Source organism: Pontibacter sp. LHS1 (assembly GCF_058932855.1).
This window is the reverse complement of sequence record NZ_JBZYWF010000001.1, coordinates 470831-487319: the sequence shown is the minus strand read 5'-3', so window position 1 is coordinate 487319 and position 16489 is coordinate 470831. Positions and strand designations below refer to the sequence as shown.

Genomic DNA, 16489 nt, shown 5'->3' with positions numbered 1-16489 from the left:
CAATTCTTCATCACGCACCCAAAGCTCCGAGAGGATAACTATAAAAAATAAAATCACAATCGCTCAAACTAATATGAATATGAAATCTGTAAGTAATCTAAACACCCACGAACAGCCGCTCATCATAGCGGGACCTTGCAGCGCTGAAACAGAAGAGCAGGTGCTGACTACGGCCCACCAGCTAAAGGACGCGGGGGTAAGTATTTTCAGGGCTGGCATCTGGAAACCAAGAACACGTCCGGGCTCTTTCGAGGGGGTGGGCCAGCCGGGGCTTGCCTGGCTGCAGCGGGTGCAACAGGAAACGGGTTTGCGTGTAGCAACAGAAGTTGCCAATACCGTGCATGTAGAGCAGTGTCTGCAGCATGGCATTGATGTGCTGTGGATCGGTGCACGCACTACGGCCAATCCATTCGCCGTCCAGGAAATTGCAGATGCCCTGAAAGGGGTCGATATACCAGTGCTGGTCAAAAATCCTGTTAACCCTGATGTGCAACTGTGGCTGGGAGCCATAGAACGATTGGAGAAAGCAGGTATAAGTCAGACAGGTGCCATACACCGGGGCATCTCGCCGCTGGGGAAGTCGGTGTACCGCAACAACCCAGAATGGAGCATGCCCATGACCCTGAAGGAGCTGCGCCCCGACCTGATGCTGATCAACGATCCGAGCCACATTGCCGGTAACCGTCATCTGCTGGCAGGTATAGCCGAAACGGCACTGGCACTGCACATGGACGGCCTGATGATTGAAACGCACATACAGCCGGAAGCTGCCTGGAGTGATGCCGCTCAGCAGATAACGCCGCAGGCACTCAAAGAGCTACTGGCGAAGCTGAGCGGCCGTCCATTGGCCACCGACACAAAGTCGGCTGCTGATCTTAGCAACATGCGCCACTCCATCGATTACATTGATGAGCAACTGATTGACCTGTTGAGCTACCGCATGCAGGTTGCTGCTGAAATAGGCCAGTATAAAATGCAGCATGGCCTGGCTGTGATCCAGGAAGAAAGGTGGGCAGAGCTCCTGGAAAAGCACGCCAGCCTTGCCTCGCGCAAGAATCTCAACGAGGAATTCGTGACGCAGCTGTTTGACAGGATCCACCAGGAATCTGTAAGGAGGCAGCATGGGGTGTTGCCGCTTATACCTGCAGGGTATAGCCTTCAGGCCACCACCACAGCACCAGAAGTCCGCCCAGCAGCACAATGCCAAACAAGAGCGATATTTTAGCGAGCAATCCTTTGTTTCCTAAAAAGCCGACCAGAGCACCTTTGAAGGCAACGTTGGACAGTCCGGCCACCAGGATCACGCGCCAGCCATTTTCAGGTGAGAGATTACCCAGGTTCATCAGTCGGGATGTGGAGAGGGTGATGGCATCCACATCGGTCAGGCCCGAAATGATGGCGACAATATATAGACCGCTGTCGCCCAGGTAGTCTTTTGCAGCCGCAGTTGCCAGGATCACGAGCCCGTAGATAGCGCCGAAGACCAGGGCCGCCTTGAGCTGAGCAGGATTTTCCTGCTCAGGCATCTGGTCACTTTCCTCCTTGTTAGCAAAGTAAGCTACCAGACCAGTGACGACCATAAGCGCAATCACCGCCAGCAGGGGGGGAGCTACCGCAGGCAGGGTAGTGGGCGCTACAATGACTATCTCCGTCAGAATACGAATGAAGGAAACTGTAGAGGCAATGAAAATAACGATCGCAGCCATTTGCCCACTGCCCTTCGCATTTTTGGTTCGGCGGGCGTAGCTCACAGTGGTAGCTGTGCTGGAAATAAGTCCACCGAGCACACCACCCAGAAAGGTGCCTGCTCTGTTACCGAATATCTTATAGACAAAATAGCCCAGCAGACCGATGCCAACAATCAGTACTACCATCAGCCAGATGTTGTGCGGGTTCAGTACCTGGTAAGGTCCATATTCTGTATTTGGGAGTATCGGCAGGATGACAAGGGAGATCACGACAAACTGCATGATGGCTGTCAGGTCCTGCTGGCCGATGCGGGCCACGATTCCGTGCAGGGTGGCTTTCAGGTGTAGTAATACCGCCACGGTGGCACCCAGGGCCACGGCTACTGTTTTGCTGCCGAACACCAGGTATGCGCCTACCACATACATCAGCAAAAGGGCGGCCTCTGTTGTCTGGCCAATATCAGGTACAGGCTCTCGTTTTTTCAGCAGATTAGCCGCCACCACAATGGCCGCAGTTGCCAATAGTCCGGCCCCCACGATCCAGCCCCCAAGTTCCTGGGCCATCAAGGCTGTAAGGCTACCAAAAAGCGTGATGAGGGGGAAGGTGCGTATACCGGCAATCTGTGCGTTATCATGCTGGCGTTGAAGGCCTACCAACAGGCCTAATCCCAGTGAAATGGCAAGTACTTGGAAGAGTTCCTGTTCCATACAGGTGGTGTGGTGACGATGGGTGTAGTGCTAAGATACTGCCCTAAATGATAAAAGTATAGCCTGGGCTATACTTTTATCTGATGTTCACAATATTTACCTAAAGGTATGATTGTTAATTACTCTCCTGCAGTAGTGTGCTGCTAATGCGTTTCAGTTCTGTTTCAGCTGCCTTTGCCTGGAACTGGATATCGATCAGTCGGTTTTCTGCTACAAGCTGGTTACGCTGCGCTTCCCGTAGCTCAATAGCCGTTAAAAGGCCCAGACGATAGCGCTCCAGGGCAATGGCGGCATTCTCCTGTGCCAGTGTCAGGTTAGTTTCTTCCAGTTGCAGCAGCTGTAGTCTGTTGCTGTACTGGCTATACGCTCTGGCCAATGAGGCATCCAGCAGGTTTTGCTGACGCTGATACTCCAGGTTGGCGGACTCCAGGTTGATGCGGGCGTTCTGTGCCATCCGGTTAATGTTAAGCCCGTTGAAGATAGGCAGGCTCACACTCAGACCATAGTTATAGCCACGGTTCTGGTTAAACAGAGGCGAGAATTCATTCAGCGGCTCGTTCTCTGAGCGGTTGAAGTTATAAGCACCTACCACACCGATCACAGGGAAGCGACTTGCGCGAACGGCCTTGATGTCCAGGTTGGCAATCTCCCGGTTAATTTTCAGGCGCTCCAGAAGCGGGTTATTGGCCAGCATGCCTGCGTCCGTATTTTTATAGCTCAGGTTAGGGTCCACTACGATCGAGTCTGTCACCACAAAGTCGATGTCCGGGTCGCGGCTGAGCAGCTGGTTCAGGTTGATCTTTGCATTCTGCAGCGCTTCCTGCTGTACAAGCAGTTCTGAGCGGTCTGTGTTAAAGTCTACCTGCGCACGCAAAATCTCTACCTTGGCGCTCACGCCCACCTCGTACTGCGCCTGGGCTATGTCCACCCGTGCCTGCGAGATAGCAATAGCATCTTCAATGGCCTGCATCTTCTGTGACTGGCGCACCACCTCAAAATAGTTGTCAAAAATAGCGGCAAGCGTGTTTTGAACTGTCTCGCGGGTAAATAAGATGCCGGATTTCTCCAGTGCTTTCAGCCGCTCGTAGTTGATGAACATGCCCATGCCATCGAATATGGTCCAGTTCAGGTTGATGCTTCCGTTGATGTTGTTGGAGCTGGCACCGTTACGGGTACGGTCCGGTCCTGTCTGAAAGGTCTGGCGGGAGTTGTTCTCACTAAAAGTACGGCCTCCACGAGCATCCACATTCGGAAGAAAGCCAGCATTGCCACGGGTTACGTTGTTTTCGGCAATGGCCTCCTGACGGGTGGCAATCTGGATGTCGTAGTTGTTTTGAAGCCCAATGCGAATGGCATCCTGCAGCGAAAGCTGCTCCTGCGCGGCAAGTTTGTTAGGGAAGAGCAGCACTACTCCAAGTAGGAACAGTGCTGCAACTCTAAGTGGGGACATTATATTAGAATGCAAAAGTTTAAATCTTAGCGTCAAAGATTAGATTTCAGATATTATTTGCTCAGTACAGGCTCTCTTTCCTGCTTGCGCTCTCTTCTGCGCTCCAGTTCCTCCTCCTCGTCTTTGTCTGACATCAGGGCAAGGTTTGCCTCAGCAGACGAGAAGAACGAGTAGATAGCAGGAATGATGTACAGCGTCAGACCAGTGGCGAAGATAAGACCACCCACCACGGCTATACCCATCGATACACGGCTTTCAGAACCGGCACCCAGGGCCAGTGCAATTGGCAAAGTACCCAGGATCGTGGACAAACTCGTCATCAGGATAGGGCGGAAGCGTGATACGGCGGCTTCTCTGGCTGCTTCCAGCTTGGTCAGTCCCTGTTCTTTTTTCTGGTTGGCAAATTCCACCAGCAGGATACCGTTTTTAGTTACCAGACCCACCAGCATGATCATACCAATCTGGCTGAAGATGTTGAGCGTCTGATCGAAGTACCACAAGCTCAGCAAGGCACCTGCCAGCGCAAGCGGCACCGTGAACATGATGATAATCGGGTCGCGGAAGCTTTCGAACTGTGCTGCCAGGGCCAGGTATATCAGGCCGAGTGCCAACAAGAAGGCAAACATCAAACTGCCTGAGCTCTCCTGGAAGTCTCTGGACTGACCGGTCAGGGAGGTCTGGAATGTTTCGTCCAGCACATCTTTTGCGATGACGTCCATGGCCTCGATGCCATCACCGATGGTATAGCCCTTATTAAGCGTAGCACTGAAAGTAGCTGCGGCAAAACGGTTGAAGCGGTAGATCTGAGGCGAAGAGCTTTCTTCTTTCAGCTCGATCAGGTTGTCAAGCTGTATCAGTTCACCTGCATTGTTTTTCACATACAAGCTGCGCAGGTCAAGCGGCTCACTGCGATTCTCACGGGCTACCTGTCCCAGAATCTGGTACTGCTTGCCGCCACGCACAAAGTAGCCGAAGCGCTGTCCACTCAGGCCAAGCTGCATGGTCTGGGCAACGTCACGTACACTCACACCCATCGACAGGGCTTTCTCGCGGTCGATCTCCACGCGTAGTTCCGGCTTGTTGAACTTCAGGTTTACGTCCACGAAGTTGAACTCAGGACTCTGGCGAGCTGCCTCGAGGAACGGTGGGATGATCTCGCGTAGCTTGGCCATGCTCTGTGCCTGCACTACATAAGATACTGGCTGGCCAGCACCACGTCCGCCACCCAGGCCTTTATCACCGGCGGCGAAAGCACGGGCACCCGGTATCTGGTTGAGCAGGGCAGGAAGCTCCTCCACGATCTGCTGCTGCGATTTCTCACGGTCTTGCGGGTCTACCAGGCGGAGGCGTATGAAGCCGGAGTTGGAGTTACGCGTCATGGTGGTCATGCTGCTGATGCCCTGCACCGAGTCGTTCACCAAAGCCGAAAGCTCGTTCATATACCTGTCCATGAATTCAAAGGAAGCTCCTTCAGGACCAGTGGTTTGAATACGGAGACCACTTCTGTCTTCATCCGGCGTCAATTCAGAACGCATAGTTGAGAACTGCCACCAGATAATGCCAGCCGATAAGATAACCAGCACAAAGGCTACCCAGCGGTAAGATAGGAAGCTGTTCAGGCTGCTTCTGTAGGCGTTAGTCAAACCTGCAAAGAAAGGCTCCGTTTTGCGGTAGAACCAGTTCGGCTTATCGCGGCGCTTCAGCATGCGCGATGACATCATCGGCGTGAGCGTGAGTGAGACGAAGGAAGAGATGATAACAGAACCTGCCACCACAATACCAAACTCGCGGAAGAGGCGACCAGTTGTGTCTTCGAGGAAGGCCACCGGCATAAATACCGCCGCCAGCGCAATGGTAGTAGAGATAATGGCAAAGTAAATCTCCCCAGCCCCTTTCTTGGCGGCCTTCATCGGTTCCTGCCCGTCCTCTATACGGGAGTAGATGTTCTCGAGCATTACGATGGCATCATCCACCACCAGACCAATGGCCAGTACGATACCCAGCAGGGTGAGCACGTTGATGGAGAAGTTCATCAGGTACATGATGAAGAAGGCACCTATGAGCGAAACAGGTATAGCCACCACCGGAATGATGGTAGAACGCCAGTCACGCAGGAACAGGAAGATGATGACTACTACCAGACCGAAGGCGATGAAGATGGTCTCCTTCACCTCCGCAATGGAAGCTCTTACATATTTCGAGTTGTCAAAGCCAATGGTCAGTTCCAGGTCTTCCGGAATGTCTTTTTTGATGAACTCCAGTCGGCGGTAAAACTCATCAGCGATCTCTACCTGGTTTGTACCCGGCTGAGGAATGATCACCACACCGATCATCGGTACGCCGTTGTAGCGCAATACTGTTTTTTCGTTTTCAGGGGATAGCTGTGCGTAGCCGATGTCGCGGAAGCGGATCAGGCGGTTGGCGTCTTCGCGTACCACCAGGTTGTTAAACTCTTCCGGCGTAGAAATACGGCCCATGGTTCTCACAGAGAGCTCCGTGGTAGCACCCTCGATGCTGCCCGATGGCAATTCCACGTTCTGGCGGGCCAGTGCATCGCGTACTTCCAGCGGGGTAACCTGCAGGGCAGAAAGCTTATCAGGGTCCATCCACAGACGCATGGAGTAGCGCTTGTCACCCCAGATGTTGATGGCACTCACACCCGGTATTGTCTGCAACTGCTCTTTAAATACGTTCTGACCTATGTCAGACAGGTCCAGCAGGGAGCGGGTTTCGCTGCGTATACCCAGGAAGATGATCGGGTTGGCATCCGCGTCGGCTTTAGACACGGTCGGCGGCTCAGCATCCTCCGGTAGACGGCGCTGCGCTCTCGATACGCGGTCGCGCACGTCATTGGCGGCGGCCTCCAGGTCAACTCCCAGATCAAACTCTACGGTAATGTTACTGTTGCCCTCGCTGCTCGATGATGTAAGCGTGCGTATACCTGCAATACCGTTGATAGACTCCTCGAGCGGCTCCGTGATCTCCGACTCAATTGTCTCGGCATTGGCTCCGGCATAACTGGTCGATACGTTCACGATCGGCGGGTCTACGCTTGGATACTCGCGCACACCCAGGTACGTAATACCGATGATACCGAATACGATGATCGTGATGCTCATCACGATGGCGAGCACCGGGCGCTTAATACTTATATTTGATAAACTTGCCATAAATTTCTTTTACTAAACAGACCGGGAGACAGAACAAAGGTTCATGCGCTCCTCACTCATGCTAACGCTGCGAAAGGCGTTATTGTGCATCTCCAGATGTTACTACTCTTCTGATATTCAAATCAGAACCGGGGCGTGTCTGCAATATACCCGAGCTGATGATGGTGTCGCCGGGCTCTACTCCTTCGATGATCTGAATCAGCGTTTCGGAGCGTTGGCCAATCTTTACCATTTTAGGCTGTGCCTTCCCGTTTTTAGCCAGGAATATCTTGTGGCCCGTTGCCTCCGGTATGATAGACTCTGTTGGGATAAGGATGGCCTCGTCCATATCTTCAAGACTAAGGCTCACCTTCACGAAAGCACCAGGCTTGATTTCCTGGTTCTTGTTTTCGTAGAGGGCGCGCAGTTGCAGAGTGCGTGTAGCCGGATCGATATTAGGTTGTATGGCATAAATGCTGGCCTCGTACTGTTCTGCACTGCCTTCGGAGGTGAAAGTGATTTTATCGCCTACTTTTACAGACTGGCTGTAGCGGCCAGGTATAGAAAAGTCGATTTTAACAGGGCTGATATCCACAATGCGGGCAACAGGGGAGGTTGGGGTCACATAGCTGCCCTCACTAACCTGGCGCAGGCCGATCACACCATCAAAGGGAGCGCGTACATAGGCTTTGTCCAGTGTTGCCTTCAGTGCCTGAATATCGGCTGTGGCAGTAGCTAACTGGTTGCTTACCTGGTCGTACTCCTGGCGGCTGATATATTCTTTTTCGAGCAGGGTGCGCTGGCGCTCTTCCATGTCCTGGTACAGCTTCTGGTTAGACTGTAGCTTGGCCAATTGAGCACGCAGGTCTGCATCGTTCACTGTCATAAGCAACTGTCCTTTTTTTACCTGGCTGCCCTCTTTGAAGTTAATATTGGTTACCCGGCCAGATATTTCGCTGCGCAGCTCCACATCCTCGTTAGGTATAACGGAGCCGGTAGAGGTAATCTTGTTCTGGAAAGCGGTATGCGACACGACGAATACGTCCACGGCCACTTTTTGGGCCATAGGACCACCCGTAGGCCCGCTTGCTGTTGCTGCTTCGTTACCAGAAAACACTTTATTGTACAGCAGGTAACCAACAACAGCGGCAACTACCAGGAGTAGGATTGTTTTGACAGTTTTGTTCATTTAAGTTTAAACTTCGATTAAGGTGATCTTACCTCAAAGGTATAAAATTACGGTTTGTATTTAACGTATAGACAATAACGAAAAACGACTAAATTTACATGCTTATCATGGTATAATAAAGCATGTGGCGGATGAACTCTACCAACAGACACTATTGTAAGACAAACGGCAGCTTCAGAGGTTTAAAAACGAACAAAAGAAATTGTACAAAGGTATGAGCGACAGCAAGAAAAACTTTTTTGAGGATGTCTATGAGGTAGTTAAGCTGATTCCCAAGGGTCGGGTGACGTCATATGGAGCCATTGCCAGCTACCTGGGCTCCAAAGGATCGGCCCGCATGGTCGGCTGGGCGCTGATCGCCTCGCAACCCTTTACCGCCATACCTGCGCACAGGGTAGTCAACCGGGTAGGTATGCTTACGGGTAAGCAGCACTTCGAAGCTTCCAATGCCATGCAGGAGCGCCTGGAGCAGGAGGGGGTAAAGGTGGAGAATGACCAGGTAGTGGAGTTCGAGAAGCTGTTCTGGGATCCGGCGAAGGAGCTGCTTTGAGAGTTTAGGATTTAAACTTTGCCAGGAGAGAAGTTTCGTCGGTTCAAGCTATTGCGTGACATCCGCATTTGAAGAGGCTCTCAATCGATCTTTATGTACTCTAATTGCCCCATGCAGTCGGGGGCGGTTGTAGCGCTGCACCAGGATGGGGTATACGTTCAGCACCACATTCAGGCAAATCAACCAGAGCGACTGCTTTAATCCGTAGTAGAAAGCTACCCAAACAGAGCACCCCAGGACGACGAGGAAGATGATCAGGTGCCCGTATTCGGATTGTCGGGTATTGTATTCGAGCTTCTTTAATGCCTGCAGGTCCTTTTTGACGGGGCTGGCGGCCTTGTGAAGCTTTTCCCAACCGACCCATACCAGCACCTTCCGAAAGGCGTTGACGCCTAACCAACGGTATACCTTGCCATTCCTTTCCCAGTTTCTGCTATCAAAATAAGTAGCTGTCAGCTTTGGTTTGAGCGTTTGCATAAGCGATGACACGCTCATCATCAGCATAAAGTTAAGGGCCCATGCAAATGAAAAGGAAGTAACGCCCAGCAGATAAGCTACGGCTAGTATCATACCGAACGAAAACAGGGAGATGAAAAAAGTGCTCAGGTAGTTAGACATGAGTGTAATTGGAGAACTTACCTTAACAGCGAGATTACCCAACTGTCTTCATTAGGGGGCTGGTTGTTTACGGTGATGTCCTCTACTTTTTGTGTTCGTGGGCAGCACTCGGTAGGGCCAGTGCTGGAAACGGCAAGCCTGATCGTGTCTGTTTGGTCTAAAGCGGTAATATAATAGGCTGTCACTTCCGGAGTCAACGCAATTACTACGTAGTTAGCCTCAAATTTAAACTGAGCAGCTTGCCTGCCGCCGTTCTGCATGTAGTACACTTCCACGTCATCCTGGTCTAGCTGTGCGTTGCTGCCAAACAGCAGATCCTCTCCACTTTCTTCAGACTTGATTGTGAAGGCAAAAGCGTCTTCAGACTGGCAGTCTATCCCTTCGCATTCATCTTTACAGGCAAATAGGAAGGGGAGGAGGAGCAGGATGAGAAAAAGGTTAAGCTGTTTCATAGATAGCGTTAGTTAAGCTGTTTTGCGCTTGATTCCACTTGCTTCAGATACGCAATTGCCTCTTTTGAGAACAGCATGGGCTTTGCCTTGTCTTTTTTAGCAGCCTTGTTGTACAGGTAAACGAACTGGAAAGGATTGTCGATGTTGGCGATCAGTTTTTTCTTCAGGCCGTTTCGTTCAATGATATCAGCCATGTAGAAGCCAGGTATATGGCCGCTCATGCCGATCACCTGTTGTTTTATTTGCTGGCTGGTATAGGCTTTGCTGCCTGCTGCCATCTCACGAATCGCTTCGTCTACTTTTGGCAGTTGTTTCTCGCCGAGCTGCAACAGATAATTGCCCCATCTCATGTCTTCTGGCATGTTATCAGACTTGGTAAAGTGCTTGTCAATCAGGTCGGGCGCGCCTTCGTTCAGCAGCAATTGCAGCATCAGGAGCAGGCTTTCGTCTTTCTCCGCCACTACATATTTCTTCTGACTTCTGACTGCGTGGTGGAGTTCATGGCCGCCCAGAATACCGTATTTCTCCCGATCATACACATAGGTTCCCCACAGGGTCAGGACTACGTTCCCATGATTGGCCACTGCATCGTTGCCCAGGGCGTTAAAGTATAACGTAAGCTCTGGTTTTGTGTGGTGCATGCGTTTTGGCAGCATAGAATAGGTCTCTGCATAAAGCGAAGCAAGGTACGCCTCCTGGTCATTGAGAATCTTTTGCAGAAACTCGCGCAACTGCGGCTCGTTGGCTTTGTTAAAATGAATCAGGTACGTGTTGTAGTGTTGCTGCGGATCTTTCAGTCGCTCATGCAACAGACTGTCGTGCTGCGGCATGTACACCACCTCCATGTCCTTGCGGAAGCGGTTGAGGTACTTCTCGTTGTAGCCCTGGTTGCGGATGTACTGGTTATTCCCCTCTAAACTGAGGAAGTTTTTCCAAAGCTCATCGCTTACAGCTCTGCCCTGACGGAGGCTATCGGTCAGTTCGAAATAGCGGGTTGCCGCTACGGCGTCTATCTTCTGGGCCTTTAGGCAATAGCTGCAGGCGAGTAAGATTAGTAGGGTAAAGAGTGTTTTCATGTGAAAGGGTTAGGTGAATATATTAGGTAACGGATTGGTGCAGCCGATGAGTGAGGCAAAGCCGAGCATAAAGGCTGAACTTGGTTATGTGCTTTAATTTTTCAGGTATTTGTTGGCATTAATGACCGCATAAGCAGGGTCATCATTGAGTATGTTCTTAAGCGACCCAACATGCGCCACTCCAATTATTAACAGAATTCTTTTTGGCTGTTCCCGCATCTGATTAGTGACGATGTTGGAGTAAATCTTATAGTCCCTGTTTTTGAAGACTGAGATAAGTTCAGCTCCTATATATTGGGGATTGACAAAGGCGGTGTCCACCATTTCATCTGGGTTTTTGAAAGTTCCGTTTGTGACTCTGGCAGGTGTAATGTATTTCAAATGGTAAATCATGTTGAAGCTTCCAGGCTGATTGAGGAAAATCAGATAGTCTTTGAATGAGAGAGTGCCATTTTGCAATGCTGTATACTTCTCGCCTACAACCTTTCTCAGCTCAAGGGTTTCGTTCTTGTAAAGCTCTATGTTCTCTCCATTATCCAGAATGCTCTGCGAAGTGCCGCCTGGTGCGTTTACACAATAAACCTTAGGCAAGCCAAGCTGCTTTCCTATTCGAAAAGCCAATTGGAAAACTTCACTTCTCCCGTAGTCCACTTTCTCCAGATTCAGCTTACCCTGCGAGTAGAGGAAATATAAGCTATCAATTTCTGCCTGTTGCTCAGGCAGCTTTTCAACCATTACCATGTCAGGCTTATACTTATGTATAAGAGAAGTGAATTCTTCTACTTCCTTCTGCCTTTTGGGAGTCAGGACATCCGTATTAGGGTTATCTTTCTTGTAAACCTGACTCAAATGGTCAGAGCCTATTATCAATATCTCAGTTTTATTGCCCTGAGCTACCGCATTGAAGCACAATCCCACTATGAATAATGTAAGCTTAAGTCTAAGTTTCATCTTTTCTACTTATTTATTGGAATTGCGCATAACTATCTGCACTATGTGTGGTGTATTTCAGAGAAATTTACAGCGTTACCGGTCCAGATAGTATATTATTGCACTAATATATGGATAATTTTGACATAGCTTATGCCCTGAAAAAGAAAAAGGCACCACCTAACGGCAGCGCCTTTTACCACTCTAACAAAAATTGCTGCCGGTGGAGGCTGGGAAACTACCTTCCCGACAGCGGCTATTTTCATAGCCTACAGAAATCTCTATGCAGCACTTCAGGGCTCTGTCTTCCCCGATAGTGATGCAAGTATAAGCACCACACCAGCAGCAAAATTGAATTTTAGACAAGCGACCGTTTCGGATACCCTTACAGCAGGTATAGCACCCCGCAGGCTGTACACGGCATCTTGGCTGCACTTCGGATGGTAGGTATAGCCGCTCGTCTAAAAGCACCTGTCGGTTAGGGACTTGATGCGCAGAAAACGTAACTTTGCAGCATGGAAGTAAAATTGAACGCAGCACGTGAACTGGAGGTAAAGGGGTGGAGTCTGCCGGATGTGCGCAACATTACCCAGAACAGGCTGCTGCTGCACCTGCTTTTCTGGGCGGTATACGTCTGTTTTTTCGGCTTGCTATACGGCAGCTACATCGATGACTACTATAATGCTTTCATGATCGAGCTCATTGAGCTGCCGTTCAAGATGCTGCTGGTTTACTTCAACATGTACTTCCTGATGCCACAATACCTGTTGCAGCAGCGCTACATGGAGTTTGCCGTATACCTGCTCCTGATGATGGGGGCCATTGGCATCCTGATGCAGTTTGTGCTGATGCCGCTGCTCATTCACCCCCTCATCTGCCCCACCACCTGCACCAACGACAACCTGACGCTCTATCGCTTTGTGCGCAACATCGTGAACCTGGGCTACCTGGTGTCGATTACAGCGACGATCTACCTGCTCAAAAACTGGTACCGCGACCAGCAGGCTACGCAGACGCTGGCGCAGGACAAGCTCGAGGCCGAACTTAAATTCCTGAAGGGGCAGATCCACCCACACTTCCTGTTCAACACCCTCAATAGTCTGTACTCGCTCACGCTCCGCAAATCCGATAACGCACCGGAGGTGGTGCTGAAGCTGTCAGGCTTGATGGACTACATGCTCTATGACGCCGCAGCTGCCAAGGTGCCGTTGGAGAAGGAACTGAGCTACATACAGAACTACATTGCCCTGGAGCGCATCCGTTACGGCGACCGTGTGGATATCGCCTATACCGAATCGGGAGGTATTGCAGGCAAGCAGATTGCACCTATGATGCTGTTGCCCTTTGTGGAGAATGCCTTTAAGCATGGCGTGAGCACCGAAACCGAAAACGCCTGGATACGGATAGATGTGAAGGTGCAGGGTAGTACACTGGCTGTACTGGTCGAGAACTGCAAATGCGGTGAGAAAGCCAGCGACAGTCACCGTGACTTTGCGTCAGGCATCGGCCTGAAAAACGTGCGCCGCCGCCTGGAGCTGCTTTACGAGAACAGGTATAGCCTGGAAGTGGAGGACGAGCCGGAGAGCTACGCCGTGCGCCTCGAACTGGACCTGAGACAGGAATAACAGTATTGCATAAGTTGATGCAATTACCAGGTATAGCGTATCGTTTATACCTGATTCGCAAATAAAACGAACATGAAACTACGCTGCCTGATAGTAGACGACGAGCCCCTGGCGCTGGATGTGCTGGAGACTTTTGTGGAACGCCTCGACAACCTGGAGCTGGTGTGCCGCTGCAGCAATGCCGTGGAGGCATACAACTGCCTGCAGACCGAGCACATCGACCTGATATTCCTTGATATCCAGATGCCGAAACTCACAGGTATAGATTTCCTGAAGTCTATACCTAACCCGCCCAAGGTGATCTTTACGACCGCCTACCGCGACTACGCCCTCGACAGCTACGAACTCAACGCTGTGGACTACCTGCTCAAACCAATTGCCTTCGATCGCTTCCTGAAAGCCGTGGCCAAGGTAACGCCCGCGGAGCCCAAAGGTATAGCAGGCCCGCCCGCAGCGGCAAATCATGCAGAGCCGGATTTCAGGGAAGTTTTTATCTATCTAAAGGCCGACAAGAAGATGGTGAAGGTGATGCTGGCGGATATTCTCTATATCGAGAGCCTGAAAGACTACATCCGGGTGAAGACTGATACGAAAGAGATCATCTCTTACCAGAAAATTTCCTTTCTGGAAGAGAAACTGCCGACTGACAAGTTCCTGCGCATCCACCGCTCCTTCATCATCTCTCTCGACAAGGTACAGGCCTTCTCCGCCACCGCCGTCGACGTCGGTAAAGCCGAAATCCCGATCGGCCGCCTCTACAAAAACGAAGTGCTGCAAGTGCTCGGGCAGAACAACCTGTTGGAGAGTTGAAAAGTTAGAGAGTTTGGGAGTTTAAGAAGGAAGGAGTAAGATTGACAGAAGAGGAGTCTGTTTATTCCATTTTACTGCCTGTACCGCAAAGCCAGGTATAGCGAATGTTATAAAACTTCTATACCTTAACCCGTAGCATATTTTCATTCTTTCCCGTAAAGGCTCGGCAGGGGCTATGCTATTAACTCCCAAAAGTTAAGTCTTAAACTCTCTAACTCCTAAACTCCTTGAACTCCATTTCCAAAAAGAAGCAGTTTTACCCGATTGCTGCTTGCCTGCGCAACTACCTGCATGCGTACGACCGGGAGACCAAGCTGCCGGTGCGTTACGAAGATCTGATCCACTATACCGACTCTTTCCCTTACTATGACAAGAAGGGGCACGATACGCTCTGGGAGACGATCATGTTTGACCAGCAGGAGCAGGTGGAGTTAAGCAAGGGGCTCACACAGATCTACGCCCTGCTCAAAACCGATGGCGATATGTCGGTGATGGAGCACCTGTACGTGTCGCGGGTCGATTACTGCACCTTTGGCAACTCTAATCCCTTTCGGGTGCAGATCATGAACCAACTCAACGACAACTACGACTACTTTTATGTGAAGCGTGCCGATGCCTCCCGCATTTATGGCCTGGAGCTGGAGTATATTCTGTCACCTAACCGCATCAACTACCTCGTGGATGGTGACACGCTGATTGAAGAGCACATTGCAGGTATACCGGGCGACCTTTTTATAAAGGAGTACCTCAACAGGCCGGGCACAAATAAGGTGCGTATCGCCAAGGAATTTGTAAAGTTTAACGAACGCTGCTTCGTGCGTCTGCTCGGCGATATGCGCTCTTATAACTATGTCGTGGATATCACGCCTGACTTTGAGGACGAGCAGTACCGCGTGCGCCCCATCGACTTTGACCAGCAATCCTACGAGGGGCGCAAGTCGATGTACCTGCCACAGTTCTTTAAAGACAATAATGTAATCGTGGACCTTGTGCTGACGCTGCTGAAACCGGATGTGATCAAGCAATACCAGAACGAAGAACGTACGCTTATTTTCCGGCGTCTGCGCACAGCCCGCTACCGCCTCAAAGACCTGATCGACTGCATGCGCGGCGACACCATCTCTAACCCCGAAAAGATAGCACAGCTAAAGCAGGAGCTGGCCCAGCATCATAATTCAGACGAGTTTCTCAAATGCGAGGGCATGGGCGACCTGGTGCGGCTCAACCTCAAAACCATCATGAAGAAGGCGAAGATCAGGTAGCGCCTATACCTGGCGCTACAGTCGCTCCAGGTTGGTGCGGGTGCGCTCGCTGTCAGTCAGGTTACCGGTGTTGACAGTGGAGGCCGGCTCAAACAGCAGTACCTCGGCCTCTTCATGCGCGACCGGCCGGTGTTCCACACCCCGGGGCACGATCAGAAACTCGCCGGGCTGCACCGTGATCGTCCTGTCCCGGAACTCCATGTCGAAACTTCCTTTCACGACCAGAAACAGCTCGTCTTCGTGCTCGTGGTGGTGCCAGTCGAAAGCTCCTTTAAATTTGGCCAGTTTCACCTGCTGTCCGTTTAGCTCTCCGGCAATGCGCGGATTCCAATGGTCGGATATCAGGGCGAACTTCTCTGCCAGGTTTACTTTTTCTATTTTCTGGTTCATGCTATACCTGTTTTAGATAGAGGTGATGAATATCATTTAAATTTATTTGGACTGATTCTAAATAGAGCTTACCTTTGTGTCATTCAAAATAAGACAACAAGCGCCACCACCATGATAGCAGCTACAGCAAAGCCCGGGGAGATGATGACAGCAGCCACTGAAATGGTCGAAATCTATGCAAACGAAGCCGGAGCCGTATTCCAGTGCGATCGCAGAAACCGCCTGATGCTGTACTTCGCCGGTTCGCTAAACGTGCTCAAAGTAGACACTTTTCTGCGTTTGAAGCAAGCTGTTGCCAGCATTGACCTGGAGCAGATGGCCGCCAATCCATCCCGCTCCTCAGATTACGAGATCGTAGCGGTGTGTGGCTGTGAGCGCTGCTTTATCCTGTCGCTGACCGAGCTGTATGCCCTGCGCGACCTGCTGGAAGGCGCCAAGTTTAGCCTGGAGCTGAACCGTATGCTGCACGAGTGCCTTACGCCGCTCGAAGCTTAGCCATACAACATGAGCTATACCTGCAAGCACAGCCCCTAAGCTGTGCTTTTTTTATTTAGACTTCTTCCATATTTCATTCCGTGCACCCATTTTCAGA

15 protein-coding genes are annotated in these 16489 nt (G+C 50.9%); 6 read left to right on the top strand and 9 right to left on the bottom strand.

Translation table 11 applies throughout. From position 1 onward, the window contains the following. Window positions 1-79 precede the first annotated feature (79 nt). Window positions 80-1225, top strand: coding sequence for a bifunctional 3-deoxy-7-phosphoheptulonate synthase/chorismate mutase type II (locus AC5FXQ_RS02135; RefSeq protein WP_493600853.1), 1146 nt, complete (start codon window positions 80-82; stop codon window positions 1223-1225). Here AC5FXQ_RS02135 and AC5FXQ_RS02130 read toward each other — a convergent pair. From AC5FXQ_RS02130 to AC5FXQ_RS02115, 4 genes are all read right to left on the bottom strand, one after another. After that, window positions 1137-2396: an MgtC/SapB family protein gene (locus AC5FXQ_RS02130; RefSeq protein WP_493600852.1), complete on the bottom strand. Its 1260-nt coding sequence runs from the start codon at window positions 2394-2396 to the stop codon at window positions 1137-1139. The genes AC5FXQ_RS02135 and AC5FXQ_RS02130 overlap by 89 nt on opposite strands. Before the next feature lie 115 nt (window positions 2397-2511). Continuing rightward, window positions 2512-3846: a TolC family protein gene (locus AC5FXQ_RS02125; protein ID WP_493600851.1), complete on the bottom strand. Its 1335-nt coding sequence runs from the start codon at window positions 3844-3846 to the stop codon at window positions 2512-2514. A gap of 53 nt (window positions 3847-3899) precedes the next feature. After that, on the bottom strand, window positions 3900-7016 hold the full coding sequence (locus AC5FXQ_RS02120) for an efflux RND transporter permease subunit (protein ID WP_493600850.1): 3117 nt from the start codon (window positions 7014-7016) through the stop codon (window positions 3900-3902). Between the two features lie 79 nt (window positions 7017-7095). Further along, window positions 7096-8184, bottom strand: a complete 1089-nt coding sequence (locus tag AC5FXQ_RS02115) for an efflux RND transporter periplasmic adaptor subunit (protein ID WP_493600849.1) — start codon at window positions 8182-8184, stop codon at window positions 7096-7098. A gap of 214 nt (window positions 8185-8398) precedes the next feature. On the opposite strand from AC5FXQ_RS02115, the gene AC5FXQ_RS02110 reads away from it, so the two are divergent. After that, window positions 8399-8734, top strand: a complete 336-nt coding sequence (locus AC5FXQ_RS02110) for an MGMT family protein (RefSeq protein WP_493600848.1) — start codon at window positions 8399-8401, stop codon at window positions 8732-8734. A gap of 48 nt (window positions 8735-8782) precedes the next feature. Here AC5FXQ_RS02110 and AC5FXQ_RS02105 read toward each other — a convergent pair whose 3' ends face one another. From AC5FXQ_RS02105 to AC5FXQ_RS02090, 4 genes are all read right to left on the bottom strand, one after another. Then, window positions 8783-9352 carry a glycosyl-4,4'-diaponeurosporenoate acyltransferase CrtO family protein gene (locus AC5FXQ_RS02105; protein WP_493600847.1) on the bottom strand — a complete coding sequence of 190 codons (570 nt, stop codon included), beginning with the start codon at window positions 9350-9352 and terminating at the stop codon, window positions 8783-8785. A gap of 17 nt (window positions 9353-9369) precedes the next feature. Then, complete coding sequence (locus tag AC5FXQ_RS02100; protein WP_493600846.1) at window positions 9370-9804, bottom strand: hypothetical protein; 435 nt, start codon at window positions 9802-9804, stop codon at window positions 9370-9372. 8 nt (window positions 9805-9812) lie between these two features. Then, complete coding sequence (locus AC5FXQ_RS02095) at window positions 9813-10880, bottom strand: DUF5700 domain-containing putative Zn-dependent protease (RefSeq protein ID WP_493600845.1); 1068 nt, start codon at window positions 10878-10880, stop codon at window positions 9813-9815. Window positions 10881-10973: 93 nt separating this feature from the next. Further along, on the bottom strand, window positions 10974-11831 hold the full coding sequence (locus AC5FXQ_RS02090) for a DUF5694 domain-containing protein (protein WP_493600844.1): 858 nt from the start codon (window positions 11829-11831) through the stop codon (window positions 10974-10976). Window positions 11832-12325: 494 nt separating this feature from the next. Here AC5FXQ_RS02090 and AC5FXQ_RS02085 point away from each other — a divergent pair, with 494 nt between their 5' ends. From AC5FXQ_RS02085 to AC5FXQ_RS02075, 3 genes are all read left to right on the top strand, one after another. Further along, a complete protein-coding gene (locus tag AC5FXQ_RS02085; RefSeq protein ID WP_493600843.1) occupies window positions 12326-13435 on the top strand; it encodes a sensor histidine kinase in 1110 nt (369 codons plus the stop codon). A 72-nt stretch (window positions 13436-13507) separates the two neighbouring features. Beyond that, window positions 13508-14245, top strand: a complete 738-nt coding sequence (locus tag AC5FXQ_RS02080; protein WP_493600842.1) for a LytR/AlgR family response regulator transcription factor — start codon at window positions 13508-13510, stop codon at window positions 14243-14245. Window positions 14246-14472: 227 nt separating this feature from the next. Next, window positions 14473-15507, top strand: a complete 1035-nt coding sequence (locus tag AC5FXQ_RS02075; RefSeq protein WP_493600841.1) for a hypothetical protein — start codon at window positions 14473-14475, stop codon at window positions 15505-15507. A 15-nt stretch (window positions 15508-15522) separates the two neighbouring features. On the opposite strand, the gene AC5FXQ_RS02070 is transcribed toward AC5FXQ_RS02075, so the two are convergent. Then, the gene (locus AC5FXQ_RS02070; protein WP_493600840.1) at window positions 15523-15897 is read right to left on the bottom strand and encodes a cupin domain-containing protein; all 375 of its coding nucleotides are present in this window, start codon (window positions 15895-15897) and stop codon (window positions 15523-15525) included. A gap of 111 nt (window positions 15898-16008) precedes the next feature. Between AC5FXQ_RS02070 and AC5FXQ_RS02065 the strand changes: the two genes are divergently transcribed. Beyond that, a complete protein-coding gene (locus AC5FXQ_RS02065; protein ID WP_493600839.1) occupies window positions 16009-16392 on the top strand; it encodes a hypothetical protein in 384 nt (127 codons plus the stop codon). Window positions 16393-16489 lie beyond the last annotated feature (97 nt).